Here is a 14,144-nt window from a genome sequence, read left to right as displayed (position 1 = left end):
TGAAGAGGTCAGGACAGGGTATGTGTTCAGCCCACAGGCTGAATAAAAGTAGGCATGAGCCGTATACGAGGTCCGTACGTACGGTTCTGTGAGAGGGATGAGGCGGTAACGCCTCACCCTACTCGATATGACCCTTTCGGGAGCTGTAAGCTCTAAGCGATCAGCCATAAGCCGAGCACCATCGTTTGCAGAGCCTTGCAATATCGTCGGTCAAAGCGCACTACTTCGCCGGCACGCCGTGATGATATGCCACTCAATGTTTCAACCCGCTGCGAACATACTTAATGCTTGATCGGGCTGAAACATTTCGTCACGGCGAGTACACTCGCCCCATGTAGGCTCCGTTGCGCATCTGACCGCCATGGATGGCGGGAATGCCGAAAATGCAGGAGCAATTTTCGGCCCTGGCGCAAAGGGCACGGCGAAGCAGGTACCCTTTGCCCTCCTAGGCACGCGCGGCGCTGACTGGCAACATGCAGACAACGCCGATGTTGCCCGAAGCAACAGTGGGGATTGCCGTAGCCGACCATAAAATGCCATGGATGGCATTTTCGAGCGACACATGGAGGTGCTCGAAGCGTGTCGGCGGAGTGCAACCGCACTGATGCTTCGCATATATGAGTCAATAGGCCAGCCGCCGGTCCAGCACCACAAATCCCCAGGCACCGGCGCCGCCAAACAACAGCCCCAGCATACTGCTGGCCAGAATGTCCGCCGGCCAGTGCAGCCCCAGCAGCAGTCGCGAATAACACACCGCCACCGCCCAGGCTGCCAGGGTAACGAGTATCCAGCGGGACTGGCGGCGATAGCCCAGCATCAGACAGAAAAAGCCGGCAATGGTCATGGCCGCAATGGAATGGCCGGACGGAAAGGAGTAATTGACCTCTTCCTGCCAGTGGTGCTTGAGCCAGCCGGGGATCTGGGCGTCGCTGACATTCACCAGGCTTTGGGCCAGTTGTTGTTCCCGTGCCGCTTCGGGGCTGGCATAAAAACTGCCGCTGTCCGCCAGCCTGCCCTGCTGCACCAGCCACAGCACATAAGGTCTGGGCTCCTTGAAATAGGCCTTGGCCACGGTTTTGGTAACAAAGGCCCCGCCCAGCGCGGCAAACAGACAGAAAAAGAAAGCCAGCAGCAGGGCGGGGCGACGGCGCCAGCGGTGCAGGGTAAGTATGCTCAGTAGCAGCAGGGTAATGCCAATGCCCGGTTTGCCCACCGTCAGGGTCAGGCCGTAGGCCAGCAGGGCCGGCGGCTCGTCCAGATCCAGCAACGGGAACCACTGCCAGTGCAAGGCCAGGCTCGCCAGCGCCACGGGCAGGATCAGCAGCAAGGATACAAACAGCAACAAACGCAGGGTCATGACAGGTCTCGGCAACAGCAGGGCCGGCAGTCTAGCAGAAAGCCGCGAAGGGGGGCAGTGAAGCCGTTCTCGTGACAGGGTACAATGGCCGCCGTGATAACAAGGAGATAGCGATGAAAGTGCTGGCCGATGAAAACATGCCCTTTGTGCGCGAGTTGTTTGAAGACTGGGCCGAGGTGGAGACCTGTCCGGGGCGGCAGTTGCGCCCGGCACAGCTGCGGGGTGTGGACGTGCTGCTGGTGCGCTCCATCACCCGGGTAAATGAAACCTTGCTGAGTGAGGCCGACCGGCTGGGTTTTGTGGGCACCGCCACCATCGGCTGTGACCATATCGACACTGAGCTGCTGGCCCGGCGGGGCATTGCCTTTGCCAGTGCGCCGGGTTGCAACAAGATTGCCGTGGGCGACTATGTGCTGGCGGCCTTGCTGCGGGTGGCCAATGACGGGGGCTGGCCGCTGTCGAACAAGACCCTGGCGGTGATCGGGGCCGGCAATACCGGCAGTGAAGTGGCCAGCCGGGCCGAAGGCCTGGGCATGCGGGTGCTGCGTTGCGATCCTCCCCTGGGCGAGGCCGGTACACCGGGCCTGGTCGATATTGACCAGGCATTGACCGCCGATATCATCAGTTTTCATGTGCCCATCACCCATCAGGGCCCCCATGCCACTCATCATTTGCTTAACCGGGAACGCATCGGCCGGCTCGGTGAGCAGCAGGTGCTGATCAACGCCTGCCGGGGGGATGTGTGGGACAACCGGGCTCTGCTGGCGCGTCAGCAGGGGGATAAACCGCTGACTCTGGTGATGGATGTCTGGGAGCACGAGCCCGATGTGCTGGCCGGGCTGGTGCCCCATGTGCTGATCGCCACGCCGCATATTGCCGGCTACAGTCTGGAGGGCAAGGCCAGGGGCACCTTTGCCCTGTACCGGGCCCTGTGTGCCCATGCCGGTCGTACCCAAACCCGCAGTCTGAGCGACTTGCTGCCTCCACCGGCGGTGCCGGCGGTAAGCCTGACCGGCATGCCCGACCAGCTCCTGCTGGAACGTCTGGTGCGGCTGATCTATGACATCGAACTGGACGACCGGCGTTTTCGCCGGGGGCTGGCCTCGGGGGAACCGGGCTTTTTCGACCGGTTGCGCAAGGAATACCACGAACGGCGGGAGCTGGGCTCACTGCAGTGGCAGGGGGCCGGAAAGCAGGGTGCCGCCCTTGGGTTCAGAGCCTGAGCCTTGCCGCGGGCCGGTTCTTCATTTTGCCGTGGCAACGGGTATAATTGCCCTCCTTTTTAATCTTGGAACTGAATATGCGCATTGCCCTAGGCATAGAGTATGACGGCAGCCGCTATTACGGCTGGCAACGGCAGCGGGAAGTCCCCAGTGTCCAGGAAGAGGTGGAAAAAGCCCTTTCAAAAATCGCCGATCACCCGGTGGAGGTGCAGTGCGCCGGCCGTACCGACGCCGGCGTGCACGGCACCGGTCAGGTGGTGCATTTCGATACCCATGCCAGCCGCCCCGACGGCGCCTGGACCCTGGGCATGAACGCCAACCTGCCGCCGGATATCGCGGTGCGCTGGGTAAAAGCGGTGCCCGACGAGTTTCATGCCCGTTTCAGCGCCAGCGCCCGCCGCTATCGCTATATTATTTTCAATCACAATATGCGCCCGGCCATTCACGGCCCCGGCGTGAGCCACTATGCCGGTCATATCGACGCCGACAAAATGCATGACGCCGGCCAGTGCCTGCTGGGCGAGCGGGACTTCAGCGCCTTTCGCGCGGTGCAGTGCCAGTCGAAAAGCCCGTTCCGCAATATCATGCACCTTAACGTGCAGCGCTTTGGCCACTATATTGTGCTCGACATCAAGGCCAATGCCTTTCTGCACCACATGGTGCGCAACATCACCGGCACCCTGCTGAAAGTGGGCATGGGCGAGGCCGACGGCGCCTGGGTGCAGGAAGTGCTGGAAGGCCGGGATCGCAACCTGGCCGGGGTCACCGCCAAGGCCGGCGGTCTCTACCTGGTGGGGGTCGATTACCCCGAGGAATTTGCATTGCCCTCGACCATTCCCGGTCCGCTGTGGCTGCCGGACCGACTGTAATTTTTATCAACCCGCAGCCGGATATGTGATTTAATGACCGCTGCGTGACAACCACGAACAATGATTAAGGATTTCCATGAGCTGGCTTGAGAAAATTCTCCCCAAGAACAAGAACATCGGCGTTCGCCGTCACAACATTCCGGAAGGAGTCTGGACCAAGTGCACCAACTGCGAGCAGGTACTGTATCGTGCCGAGCTTGAGCGCAACCTGGAAGTCTGCCCCAAGTGCGACCATCACATGCGAATCAGCGCCCGCAACCGCCTCGACAAGTTCCTGGATCAGGACGGCCGTGAGGAGCTGGGTGCCGAGCTGGAGCCTCAGGATATCCTCAAATTCAAGGACTCCAAGCGCTACAAGGATCGCATCGGCGCGGCCCAGAAAAACAGCAACGAAAAAGACGCCATGGTGGTGATGAAAGGCACCCTGCGCGGCCTGCCGGTGGTGGCCTGCTCTTTTGAATTCTCCTTTATGGGCGGCTCCATGGCGTCCGTGGTGGGTGCCCGTTTCGTCAAGGCCGTAGAAGCCTGTCTGGAAGAAAACCGTGCTCTGGTGTGTTTCTCCGCCTCCGGCGGTGCCCGCATGCAGGAAGCCCTGTTCTCCCTGATGCAGATGGCCAAGACCAGTGCGGCCCTGAACCGCCTGTCCGCGGCCGGCCTGCCCTATATCTCCGTGCTGACCGACCCCACCATGGGGGGCGTGTCCGCCAGTCTGGCCATGCTGGGCGACGTCAACGTGGGCGAGCCCAAGGCGCTGATCGGCTTTGCCGGCCCTCGGGTTATCGAGCAGACCGTGCGGGAAAAACTGCCCGAAGGTTTTCAGCGTAGCGAGTTCCTGCTGGAGCACGGCGCCATCGACATGATCATTGACCGCCGCGAAATGCGCGACCGGCTGGCCGGCCTGCTCGGCAAGCTGATGAACCAGGAGCCGCTGGAAGTCTGATGCAAAACCCCGCAGCCCAGACACAGAGCCGGTCGCTGGCCGACTGGCTGACCATGCTGGAAGGCCTGAATATCGCCCATATCGAGCTGGGCCTGGAACGCATGCAGCGAGTGGCCGGCAAGCTTGGGCTGCTGAGCCTGCCGTCTTACGTCATCACAGTGGGCGGCACCAACGGCAAGGGCACCACCTGTGCCCTGCTGGAGGCCATGCTGCGCGCCGGCGGTCACAGCGTGGGCGTGTATTCCTCACCCCATCTGCTCGACTACCGGGAGCGGGTGCGCATCAACGGCGACTTTCCCGCCGAGCAGGCCTTCTGCGACGCCTTTGCGGCGGTGGAAGCGGCCCGGGGCGACATTGCGCTTACCTATTTCGAGTTTGGCACTCTGGCGGCCCTCTGGCTGTTCCGGGACGCACACCCGGATGTGGTGCTGCTGGAAGTGGGCCTGGGCGGCCGGCTCGACGCCACCAATGTGGTGGACTCGGATCAGGCGGTGATCACCACCATTGCCCTGGATCACACCGACTGGCTGGGCTCCGATCGTGAAGCCATCGGCTTTGAAAAGGCGGGCATACTGCGCCCCGGCAAACCGGCGGTGTGCGGCGATCCCGAGCCGCCCGCCAGCATCGCGGCCCAGGCCGGCAGGCTGGGCACGCCGGTGGCCTTCAGCGGCAAGGACTTTCACTGGCAGCAGCAGGGTGATACCTGGTCCTTTGAAGGAGCGGGGCTTGCGCTTGCCGGTCTGCCGGTGCCCGGTCTGCCGCTGATGAACGCGGCCACCGCCCTGGCCACCCTGGCGGCCTCGCCCTTTGCTCTCTCTGCCGATGCCATTGCCACCGGCCTGCGCGAGGCGAAGCTTGCCGGCCGGCTGCAGCAGCTGGCGCCAAACCTGTGGGTGGACGTGGCTCACAATCCGGAGTCGGCGGCGTATCTGGCGTCACGACTGCAGGCCAATGCCGGCCAGGGCGCCATTCACGCCGTGGTGGGCATGCTCAAGGACAAGGACATTGCCGCCACCCTGGCGCCCCTGCTGCCGCTGGTGGATCACTGGTATCCGGCCAGTCTGGGCGGCCCCAGAGGGGCCGAGGGCAGCGTGCTGGCCGGTCTGCTGGACTGCAACCGGCACTTTGGTTCGGTCACCGAGGCCTTGCCGGTTGCCCGTGCCGCCTGCACCGAAGGGGACAGAGTGATCGTGTTTGGCTCCTTTTTCACCGTGGCCGAGGCCCTGGCCTGGCACGCTGAATAACAAGGAAAGGACTGAAAATGGCAACCCGGTTTCAGCATCGTCTGGTAGGCACCGTCATCCTGGTGGCGCTGGGGGTGATTTTTCTGCCCGACCTGCTGGATGGCAAACAGCCGCCCATGCCGGAGCAGGCGGTAAGCATTCCCCTGCGGCCCGAGCTGGATCCCCCCAGACCGGCGGTTCCGGCTGCGCCCGAGGTGTCTGCCGCCGCTGCTCCGGCAAAGGCAGAAACCTGGACCCTGGAAGAAGCAAGGGAAGCGCCCCCTGTGCCACCCAAACCCGAGCCGCAGGTGGCCAGTGTGCCGGCACCCAGGCCCCAGCCTGCCGCCGAGGTAAAACCGTCAGCGCCCAAGCCGCAGCCGGCTCCGGTGGTCAAGCCGGTCGAGCCCAGGCCGCAGCCGGCCCCGGTGATCAAGCCGGTGGCGCCACAGATCAAGCCGGTGGCTCCCGCTGCCGGGGCTGACCATGTTGTGCAGCTGGGGGCCTTTCGCAATGCCGACAACGTCAATGCGCTGGTGAGAAAGCTGCAGGCGGCGGGCTATCGCGTGCAGACCTCGCCCTCGGTGCCGCGTCAGGGTGAGCTGAACCGGGTCTGGGTGGGTCCGGATGCCAGGGCCCGGCTGCAACAGCAGTTGCCGGCGCTGGAGCGCCTCACCGGCCTCAAGGGCCGAGTGATGGCCCAATAAAAAATTCCGGCCTCGCGCCGGAATTTTTTTAAATACACTTCACTGGTTTGGGCAATCCCGCCAGCTTGGTGGCCTGCTTGGCTGGTCCCTTGGGAAACAGCCGGTACAGGTAACGGCTGTTGCCCTTGTCTTCGCCCAGCTCCCTGGCCATGGCCTTCACCAGCGCCCGTATCGCCGGCGAGGTGTTGTATTTCAGGTAAAAGCTGCGCACAAACTGAATCACCTCCCAGTGCTCCGGGGTCAGGGTGATGCCTTCCTGCTCGGCCAGTATTTCCGCCATGGCCGGCTGCCAGTCCTGATGGTGTTTCAGATAGCCCTGGGCGTCGGTATCGACCGGGCGGCCTTCAAATTCAAACATGCTGTCTCCTCACTTTGCCGCCCATTTTACTCAAGCACCGCGGCTTGTGCATCTTCACGTACGCCGCCCGCCAGCTGATAGAGATCGTTGACCAGCAGCGCCATGCTGTTGTGCAGCTGGTGAGTGAGGATCTGCCATTCGTCTTCGCTGTTATTCACCATGGCCGGCAGCGGTGGTTGCGCCGGCAGGGGCACGCCGCGGCGCAGGGCGTCGGCGGCGGTGCACAGGCGCTGATTCGGCTCATCGACAAAGTGGTCGGGCAGCCCCTGGCGGTGCACCCCCAGGGCCGACAGGTAAGACAACAGGGTGTGGTTGCGATAGGCGATTTCAAAACACAGGTTCAGCCAGTGTTTCGAGACCGGCTCTACCCGAATATTCTGCCAGGCCTGAGCCAGCTGATTGTCGGCCAGGTGAGCCTGCTTGCGGGCAATGCGGTAGGCCAGGTTTTCCGGTGGTGCGCCGGCGGCCTGACGGCTGATGGCGCGGAGATAGCCGGCGTTGGCCTCCATGGCATCGGCCAGCAGCCGGGGCAGGTGACGGCGCTGCCAGTCGGGCCAGATAAACCAGACAGCCACAAAGGCCAGCGCGCAGCCGGCCAGGGTATCGAGCAGGCGCGGCAGCAGCACCGGATCCCGCCCGGCCCCCTGCAGGTTAAAGGCCAGCAGCACAAACAGAGTGATAAAGCACACCGCCCAGCTGTAATGAACCCGTACCTGAGTAAAAAACACAAAGGCGCACACCAGCAAAATGACCAGCTGGCTCTCCACCGTCGGAAACAGCCACAACAGGGGCACGCCGGCGGCAATGCCGGCCAGGGTGCCCAGCGTCCGTTCGGTCAGGCGCTGGCGGGTGGCGCTGAAACTGGGTTGACATACAAATAATATGGTCAGCAGAATCCAGTAACCCCGCTCCAGATCCAGCGCCGTAATCAGCGCGTAACCCAGGGCAAAACAGATGCTCAGGCGCACGCCATGACGAAACAGAATGGCATTGGGATTGAGCAGGGCGCGCAGCCGTTCACCAAAGGACCGGGGGGCCGGCCGGGCCAGTTCGGCCCCGGACAGCGCTGTTTCGCTGCCATCCCGGGCGGTCAGCCGCTCGGCCTTGAGCAAAGCCTGGTGTACGTGCTCCATGTTGCGGGTCAGAAACCGGAGCGGACTCATCAGCTCGGCAGAATAGTGGCGGCGCAGGTGGCTGTAGTCGAGCTGATCCTTCAGTGCCGACAACTCCCAGGCGATGCGCTTGCCGGGCTGGTAGGGGCGGTGAGTCAGAATGGCCAGGCCCAGCCGGTAACAGGCCTCGCCCAGCTCCGCCAGCAGGATCTGGTAGCCCGCCAGCACATGGGCCTGATCCAGTGCCTGATTAAGCTGCTGATAGGAATAATGGCTGGAGGCGGCCCGCTCGTGCATGCCCTGCACCAGCAAATGCAGCTCCAGCAGCCGGGCCAGCTCCGGATCCCGCTCGTCACCATGCAGGCGCCGGTTAAGGATTTGCTTGCTCAGCTCCAGGCTGTTGACCAGCTGAATGTTGAGCTGGGCCAGCTGATGGCGCAATCCCTGATGCAGCTCATCGGGGCTGTCGAAAAAACGGGATTTGGCCAGCAGATAGCGGGACAGGGCAAAATAACACTGAGCCAGCTGCTCGTGCACCGGCTTGTAGGGCCAGGCCAGCAGCACCAGCCAGGATAACAGCCCGTACCAGGCGGCGCCGGCGGTGAGCAGCAGCGGCTGATACCAGAAGCCGGGGCTGTCGGCATGGCCCTGCATGGCGTAGAGAGACACCAGCAGGGTGCCAAAGCCGAGCTTGCCGGCAGCCTGCCCCCAGGCGCCGGCCAGGATCAGTGCAAAGGTGGTCAGCACCAGCACGGGGCCGAACAGCCAGGGGGTATCGATCAGGGCGGTAACGCCGGTAATGGCGGCAAAAAAGCACAGCAAACCCAGCAGCAGCTGCCCCAGCCGCCGGCCGGGGCGCTGATCGGTTTCGCTCAGGGCGCCGGCCATGGCCCCCAGACAGAGGGTCACCGCCGCCGGCACCTGCTCCAGCCACCAGCCCGCCAGCAGCAGGCTGGCCATGGCCAGCAGTACCTTGAGGGCAAAGAAAAAATGGCTGTCGGTAAAACGGCGTCTCAGCCACTGGCTGACAGAGGACATGGTGAGTCTCGGCAAAAAAAGGCTGGCGTTGATGATACTCGACGGCCAGCCCTGCGAGAAACCATTATGCCGGATCAGGCTGCCCGGTTATGGCTGGCGGGTATAGTCCAGCACCAGGGCGGTCATGGCGCTGACGCCGATGGGCAATACCCCTTCATCCGGATTGAATTTCGGTGAATGGTTGGGGTAGGCCAGGGGTTGCCCTTCGGGGCGGGTGCCCAGGAAGATATACATGCTGGGCACCTCGCCGGCGAAAAAGGCAAAGTCCTCGGAGGCCATGCTGCGACTGGCTTCGCGGAACTGGTCGCCGGCCAGCCGCTGCAGCGTGGGGGTCATGGCCCTGGTCAGCTCGGGGTCGTTGATGGTGGCCGGATAGCCTTTGTTGATGGTCACCTCGGCGGTGGCCCCGGCACTTTCGGCAATGCTGACCGCCGTACGCTCCAGGCGTTCATGGATCTCCTGGCGGGTGGCATTGTCAAAGGTGCGGATAGTGCCTTCCATTTCCACCTGGTCGGGCACTATGTTGCTGCGTACGCCGCCGTGAATGGAGCCGACGGAAATCACCGAGGGCGTTTGAGTCACATCCAGTTGACGGGCCGGTATGGTCTGCAGTCCCATTACCACCTGGCTGGCGGTCACAATGGGATCGATGCCGTTCCAGGGCATGCCGCCATGGGTCTGCTTGCCCTTGATGGTGATGTTGAACTGATCGGAAGACGCCAGCTGCCCCCGGGTGCGCACCGAGATCTCGCCCAGGGGAGAGGTCATCACGTGCATGCCGAACATGGCGTCCGGCTTGAGATCGGCAAAGAGCCCTTCCTTCAGCATCAGCTCGGCGCCGCCTTCCTCGCCGGCGGGTGCGCCTTCCTCGGCAGGCTGGAATACGAAGATCACGGTGCCGGCCAGCTTCTCCTTCATGTCCGCCAGCACCTGGGCGGTGCCCATCAGTATGGCCACGTGCATATCGTGGCCACAGGCATGGGCTACACCCACCTCTTCACCGTTGAACTGGGTGCGCACGGTGGAGGCATAGGACAGTCCGGTGTCTTCGGTCACCGGCAGGGCGTCCATGTCGGCGCGCAGCGCCACCACAGGGCCCGGTTTTTCCCCCTTGAGCACGCCCACCACGCCGGTATGGGCGATGTCGGTGCGTACTTCCATGCCGAGGGCCCTGAGGTGATCCGCCACCAGGCCGGCGGTACGGAATTCCCGGTTGCTCAGCTCCGGGTGCTGGTGAATATCCCGTCGCCAGGACACCACCTGAGGCGTGAGCTGCTCTATGCGTTGCTGAACGTCGTCGGGCAGGGCGTCATGGCTTGCCGCCATGCCCGGAACAGGCAGGGCAAGCACACCGCTCAGGGCCAGCGCCAGTGCGGCGCGCTTGAAGGATGGGATAGCTTTCATGATGAGTTCCTTAAATGACTGTCTGGACCCGCACCATGATACCGGGAATATGGATCAGCATCATCAGAATGTCCGGCAGGCTGGCAAGGGGAGGAGCTGAAAAGGAAAAGGCGCCTGACGGCGCCTTTGAAAGGGGTTGCGGTGAGCCTGAAACGATCAGTCGCGGCTCATGCCCAGCAGTTGCAGCAGGCTCAGGAAGATATTGAAGATGGACACATACAGGGTCACGGTGGCGGAGATGTAGTTCTGCTCGCCGCCGTGAATGATGGCGCTGGTCTGCATCAGAATGGCGCCGGAAGAGAACAGAATAAACAGGGCGCTCAGGGCCAGGCTCAGGGCCGGCAGGGCCAGGAAGATATTGGCCACAAAGCCCACCAGGATCACCACAAAGCCGGCCATCATCATGCCGCCCAGGAAAGACATGTCCTTCTTGGTGGTCAGCACATAGGCGGACAGCGCCAGGAAGGTGAGGGCGGTGCCACCCAGGGCCAGCATCACGGTCTCGGTGCCGGAGCTGGTGCTCAGGTAGTAATTGAGAATGGGGCCTATGGTGTAGCCGGTAAAGGCGGTAAAGGCAAAGATGAACAGCAGGCCCAGACCGCTGTTGCGGTTGCGCTCGGTCAGGAACATCAGGCCGTAAAAGCCCACCAGAGTAATAATCAGGCCCGGATGGGGCAGGTTCAGCATGGCGCTCACCCCGGCAGACAGGGCGGCGACCACCAGGGTCATGCCCAGCAGCATATAGGTATTGCGCAGTACCTTGTTGGTTTCCAGCGCACCGCTCTGAGTACGTGAAAGGGTGTTGTTATAACGCATGATCCAGACTCCTTGGGTATCTGACTCAAAATGACTCGAATGAATTTACTCTATTCTGGACATAATATGACCCGGTTGTCGAGTCTTCTGTTTCCCGAATGTGAAAAGCGGATGGCGGTTTATTGCGCACTTGAGCAGGATAACACATATAACGGTTTACAAGGTTTTTGAGGGCCAGTAATATTGGCGCCCGTCAGGAGGGGTGGCAGAGTGGTTGAATGCACCGGTCTTGAAAACCGGCGTGGGTTTATAGCCCACCGTGGGTTCAAATCCCACCTCCTCCGCCAGACACCAAAAAGCCCGCTGCATTATGTGCAGCGGGCTTTTTGCTTTTGACTGTCTGCCTCAGCCTGCCGGAGTTTGCCATGAACATTTTGCTCGACCATGCCGATTTTTGCGTGATCAACAAGCCCGCCGGCATCGGCATGCACCAGGAGGGCGATGAGCCGGGCCTGGTGCGACTGCTCAGCGAACAACTGGGCCAGCCGCTCTATCCGGTGCACCGGCTCGACAAAATGACCACGGGGGCGCTGCTGCTGGCGCGCAACCCCGTGGCCAACCGCCTGCTCAGCGGTCAGTTTGCCGAGCGCACCACCACCAAGCGTTATCTGGCGCTGACCGATCGCAAACCCGGTAAAAAGCAGGGCTGGGTGAAAGGGGGCATGGAAAAGGCCCGTAACGGCAGCTGGAAACTGACCCGAAGCGACAGCAACCCGGCCGTGACCCGTTTTTTCAGTACCTCGCTGGCACCCGGGCTGAGAGGCTTTTTACTGCAGCCCCACACCGGCCGAACCCATCAGCTTCGCGTGGCGCTGAAAAGCCTGGGCTGCCCCATACTGGGGGATGCCCGTTACGGCGGAACCCATGCCGATCGGGGGTATCTGCACGCCTGGCGGCTGGCCTTTGACTGGCAGGGCGAGCGCATTGAGGTCACGGCCCCCGCCACCGAAGGTGAGCTGTTTGCGCACTGGTACGCTCCCCTTGCCCAGTGGGCAGACAAGCTTTAAGCCTGTCTCTTGGTCACAAATATTATCGTTTGCTGTACCGTGCAATCTCGTCGGGCAAAGCGCACAGCTTCTCCGGCACGCCGTGAATACCTCCCTGTAGGCTCCACTGCGCCATCCATGGCGCAGAGGGCGCGGCGAAGCTGACACCCTTTGCCCTCCTCAGAACGCTTGGCGCTGACTGTATGCAGACAACGTCGATGTTGTCCGAAGCAGCAGTGCGGTTGCGCTTCCCGCTTCCCGCCTGTTTTTCCTGCAACCAAACTGCCCCTGTCATGGTCTCAATAGCGACTGTTACTAAAGGGAGGTGGTGTATGCGCTACTGGATCATGGGGGGCGGCGGCATTGGCCGGGCGCTGGCGGCGGCCTGCGTGGAGCGGGGCGATGAGGTCATGCTGTTCAGCCGTACCAACCCGGGCATTGAGGGAGTGGAGTGGCATGCCCTCGACAATACCGACGAAGACGCCATGAACCGCGTCTGCGATGAACTGCCCCTGCCGGACCGGGTCATCAATACCGTGGGCATGCTGCACAGCGATAAGCGGCAGCCGGAAAAACGCATCGAGCAGCTTACCGAAGCTGGCTTGCAGGAGCATATGCGGGTCAATACCTGGCCCACGCTGGCGCTGGCGAAACTGTTGTCGGCGCGCATGGAACGGCGTCAGCCCCTGCTGTTGGCGGCGCTGTCGGCCCGGGTGGGCAGCATCAGCGATAATCGCGGCGGCGGCTGGTACAGCTACCGTATCAGCAAGGCCGCCCTCAACATGGCCATTAAAAATCTGGGGGTGGAGTGGGCCAGGCGCTTTCCCGCCGCCTGCGTGGCGGGGCTGCATCCGGGCACCGTGGCCACGGCGTTGTCGGCCCCTTTTCGCGCCGGCCTGCCAGAAGGGCAGCTGCAGACTCCCGGGCAGGCGGCAAAACACCTGCTGGCCGTTATCGATGGCCTTGCGCCCGAACACTCGGGGCGCATTTTCGCCTGGGATGGCCAGGAAATTCAGCCCTGAGGGATCAGCGCGGCCGGTAACGCTGGTGCAGCAAGCGCGGCACCGTGCAATGTCCGCTGCGATAGTTTCCCCGCACCGCGTCCAGGGTCAGGGACATCACCTTTTCCGCCACCAGATGATGATCCTGCGCCATGGTGTTTACCGGTGCTCCCAGAAAATCCAGCAACCGGTGATCACCAAAGGTGGCCAGCTTCAGTGACGGGGGCAGGGCGCCTGCTTTCTGATAAAAGAAGTCCATGACCCCTTCCAGCAATACAAAGGCGGTGGTCACAATGGCCTTTGGCTGTTGCCAGTCGTCCTCGAGGCTTTCCAGCAAGGTGCAGGCGCTTTGCCGGTCAAAGCGTTTTGCGTAATGCACGGTATAGGGAATGCCGGCCGAGGTGGCCGCGGTGACAAAGCCCCGTTCCCGCTCCTGGCTGACGCCAAGCGCCGGGGCGGCGCCCAGCATCAGCATGTGCCCGGGTTTCGCAGGCAGCAGGGTGCGCACAAGCCGTTCGCAGGCCTCGGCATTTTCGCTGCTGACCGAGGCGAGACGGTGGGGCAGGGGACGATCCAGCCCCACTACCGGCAACTGCTGATTCAGCGCGATATAAAAATGGTCATTCACTGGCAGGCAGGAGGCCACCATCATGGCGTCCACTCGCCTTGCCTTCAGCATGCTGGCCAGCTCCCGCTCGGTGGCGGGGCAGTCGCCTGAGCTGGTGATCAGCACCTGAAAGCCATTCTGCCGGGCCAGCCGCTCCAGTAATTGGGCGAGGGCGCTGTAGCTTGGGTTGGCCAGATCCGGCACGATCAGCCCCAGGGTATGGGACAGGCCACCACGCAGGGCCGCCGCCTGGCCATCGGGCTGATAATTATGGGCCCGGACCACCGCCATCACCTTGTCCTGGGTACGCTGGCTGATGCGATATTGTGCGGCCTTGCCATTGATCACGCAGCTGGCGGTGGTGCGCGATACCCCGGCTAGGCGGGCAATTTCATCCAGTTTCATGTTTGGGCCCGATCTTCAAAGTGTGCACCGGATCATATCATTGCAGCATGCCGGCACAGAGAGCTTGCTCACAATGCTAAAACGATTCAGCATAAATTCAG

General features: G+C 62.4%; 13 protein-coding genes and 1 tRNA gene. 8 read left to right on the top strand and 6 right to left on the bottom strand.

The genetic code is table 11. The annotated features are described in order from the left end of the window. Positions 1 to 622 precede the first annotated feature (622 nt). On the bottom strand, positions 623 to 1,357 hold the full coding sequence (locus DA373_RS11945; protein ID WP_107852541.1) for a phosphatase PAP2 family protein: 735 nt from the start codon (positions 1,355 to 1,357) through the stop codon (positions 623 to 625). Positions 1,358 to 1,470: 113 nt separating this feature from the next. On the opposite strand from DA373_RS11945, the gene DA373_RS11940 reads away from it, so the two are divergent. The 5 genes from DA373_RS11940 to dedD all read left to right on the top strand — a co-directional run bounded on the left by DA373_RS11940 (position 1,471) and on the right by dedD (position 6,316). Continuing rightward, positions 1,471 to 2,580: a 4-phosphoerythronate dehydrogenase gene (locus DA373_RS11940; protein WP_107852540.1), complete on the top strand. Its 1,110-nt coding sequence runs from the start codon at positions 1,471 to 1,473 to the stop codon at positions 2,578 to 2,580. 77 nt (positions 2,581 to 2,657) lie between these two features. Next, on the top strand, positions 2,658 to 3,449 hold the full coding sequence (gene truA, locus DA373_RS11935; RefSeq protein ID WP_107852539.1) for a tRNA pseudouridine(38-40) synthase TruA: 792 nt from the start codon (positions 2,658 to 2,660) through the stop codon (positions 3,447 to 3,449). A gap of 76 nt (positions 3,450 to 3,525) precedes the next feature. Next, positions 3,526 to 4,389, top strand: a complete 864-nt coding sequence (accD, locus tag DA373_RS11930; RefSeq protein WP_107852538.1) for an acetyl-CoA carboxylase, carboxyltransferase subunit beta — start codon at positions 3,526 to 3,528, stop codon at positions 4,387 to 4,389. Continuing rightward, entirely contained in the window at positions 4,389 to 5,633 is a 1,245-nt protein-coding gene (gene folC / locus DA373_RS11925; protein WP_107852537.1) for a bifunctional tetrahydrofolate synthase/dihydrofolate synthase, read from the top strand. The genes accD and folC overlap by 1 nt, the downstream gene beginning before the upstream one ends. A 17-nt stretch (positions 5,634 to 5,650) precedes the next feature. Next, a complete protein-coding gene (gene dedD, locus DA373_RS11920; protein WP_107852536.1) occupies positions 5,651 to 6,316 on the top strand; it encodes a cell division protein DedD in 666 nt (221 codons plus the stop codon). 28 nt (positions 6,317 to 6,344) lie between these two features. Here dedD and DA373_RS11915 read toward each other — a convergent pair whose 3' ends face one another. The 4 genes from DA373_RS11915 to DA373_RS11900 form a co-directional block, all read right to left on the bottom strand. Next, positions 6,345 to 6,674, bottom strand: coding sequence for a TusE/DsrC/DsvC family sulfur relay protein (locus DA373_RS11915; RefSeq protein ID WP_107852535.1), 330 nt, complete (start codon positions 6,672 to 6,674; stop codon positions 6,345 to 6,347). A 26-nt stretch (positions 6,675 to 6,700) separates the two neighbouring features. Beyond that, a complete protein-coding gene (gene yccS / locus DA373_RS11910) occupies positions 6,701 to 8,824 on the bottom strand; it encodes a YccS family putative transporter (protein WP_107852534.1) in 2,124 nt (707 codons plus the stop codon). An 87-nt stretch (positions 8,825 to 8,911) separates the two neighbouring features. Further along, positions 8,912 to 10,228 carry an amidohydrolase gene (locus tag DA373_RS11905; RefSeq protein ID WP_107852533.1) on the bottom strand — a complete coding sequence of 439 codons (1,317 nt, stop codon included), beginning with the start codon at positions 10,226 to 10,228 and terminating at the stop codon, positions 8,912 to 8,914. 156 nt (positions 10,229 to 10,384) lie between these two features. Continuing rightward, a complete protein-coding gene (locus DA373_RS11900) occupies positions 10,385 to 11,044 on the bottom strand; it encodes a Bax inhibitor-1/YccA family protein (RefSeq protein ID WP_107852532.1) in 660 nt (219 codons plus the stop codon). Between the two features lie 196 nt (positions 11,045 to 11,240). Here DA373_RS11900 and DA373_RS11895 point away from each other — a divergent pair. The 3 genes from DA373_RS11895 to DA373_RS11880 all read left to right on the top strand — a co-directional run bounded on the left by DA373_RS11895 (position 11,241) and on the right by DA373_RS11880 (position 13,052). Then, positions 11,241 to 11,331 (top strand) — tRNA-Ser (locus DA373_RS11895). 78 nt (positions 11,332 to 11,409) lie between these two features. Next, positions 11,410 to 12,051 (top strand): TIGR01621 family pseudouridine synthase, encoded by a 642-nt coding sequence (locus tag DA373_RS11890; protein ID WP_107852531.1) that lies wholly within the window; start codon positions 11,410 to 11,412, stop codon positions 12,049 to 12,051. 311 nt (positions 12,052 to 12,362) lie between these two features. Further along, positions 12,363 to 13,052: an SDR family NAD(P)-dependent oxidoreductase gene (locus DA373_RS11880; RefSeq protein ID WP_107852529.1), complete on the top strand. Its 690-nt coding sequence runs from the start codon at positions 12,363 to 12,365 to the stop codon at positions 13,050 to 13,052. A 4-nt stretch (positions 13,053 to 13,056) separates the two neighbouring features. Here the strand turns inward: DA373_RS11880 and cra are convergent, their stop codons facing one another. Continuing rightward, positions 13,057 to 14,043: a catabolite repressor/activator gene (gene cra, locus DA373_RS11875; RefSeq protein ID WP_107852528.1), complete on the bottom strand. Its 987-nt coding sequence runs from the start codon at positions 14,041 to 14,043 to the stop codon at positions 13,057 to 13,059. Positions 14,044 to 14,144: the final 101 nt, after the last annotated feature.

The organism is Oceanimonas marisflavi (assembly GCF_003049725.1).
GTDB lineage: Bacteria > Pseudomonadota > Gammaproteobacteria > Enterobacterales > Aeromonadaceae > Oceanimonas > Oceanimonas marisflavi.
Note: the sequence above shows the minus strand (reverse complement) of the source record. Positions and strands in the feature narration are given on the sequence as shown.

Bases quoted from the DNA above. Each gene is read 5' to 3' on its own strand.
- DA373_RS11900 (WP_107852532.1), bottom strand. From the start codon at position 11,044: ATGCGTTATAACAACACCCTTTCACGTACTCAGAGCGGTGCGCTGGAA.
- DA373_RS11945 (WP_107852541.1), bottom strand. From the start codon at position 1,357: ATGACCCTGCGTTTGTTGCTGTTTGTATCCTTGCTGCTGATCCTGCCC.
- DA373_RS11880 (WP_107852529.1), top strand. From the start codon at position 12,363: ATGCGCTACTGGATCATGGGGGGCGGCGGCATTGGCCGGGCGCTGGCG.
- DA373_RS11890 (WP_107852531.1), top strand. From the start codon at position 11,410: ATGAACATTTTGCTCGACCATGCCGATTTTTGCGTGATCAACAAGCCC.
- DA373_RS11915 (WP_107852535.1), bottom strand. From the start codon at position 6,674: ATGTTTGAATTTGAAGGCCGCCCGGTCGATACCGACGCCCAGGGCTAT.
- DA373_RS11940 (WP_107852540.1), top strand. From the start codon at position 1,471: ATGAAAGTGCTGGCCGATGAAAACATGCCCTTTGTGCGCGAGTTGTTT.
- folC (WP_107852537.1), top strand. From the start codon at position 4,389: ATGCAAAACCCCGCAGCCCAGACACAGAGCCGGTCGCTGGCCGACTGG.
- yccS (WP_107852534.1), bottom strand. From the start codon at position 8,824: ATGTCCTCTGTCAGCCAGTGGCTGAGACGCCGTTTTACCGACAGCCAT.
- truA (WP_107852539.1), top strand. From the start codon at position 2,658: ATGCGCATTGCCCTAGGCATAGAGTATGACGGCAGCCGCTATTACGGC.
- cra (WP_107852528.1), bottom strand. From the start codon at position 14,043: ATGAAACTGGATGAAATTGCCCGCCTAGCCGGGGTATCGCGCACCACC.
- DA373_RS11905 (WP_107852533.1), bottom strand. From the start codon at position 10,228: ATGAAAGCTATCCCATCCTTCAAGCGCGCCGCACTGGCGCTGGCCCTG.
- dedD (WP_107852536.1), top strand. From the start codon at position 5,651: ATGGCAACCCGGTTTCAGCATCGTCTGGTAGGCACCGTCATCCTGGTG.
- accD (WP_107852538.1), top strand. From the start codon at position 3,526: ATGAGCTGGCTTGAGAAAATTCTCCCCAAGAACAAGAACATCGGCGTT.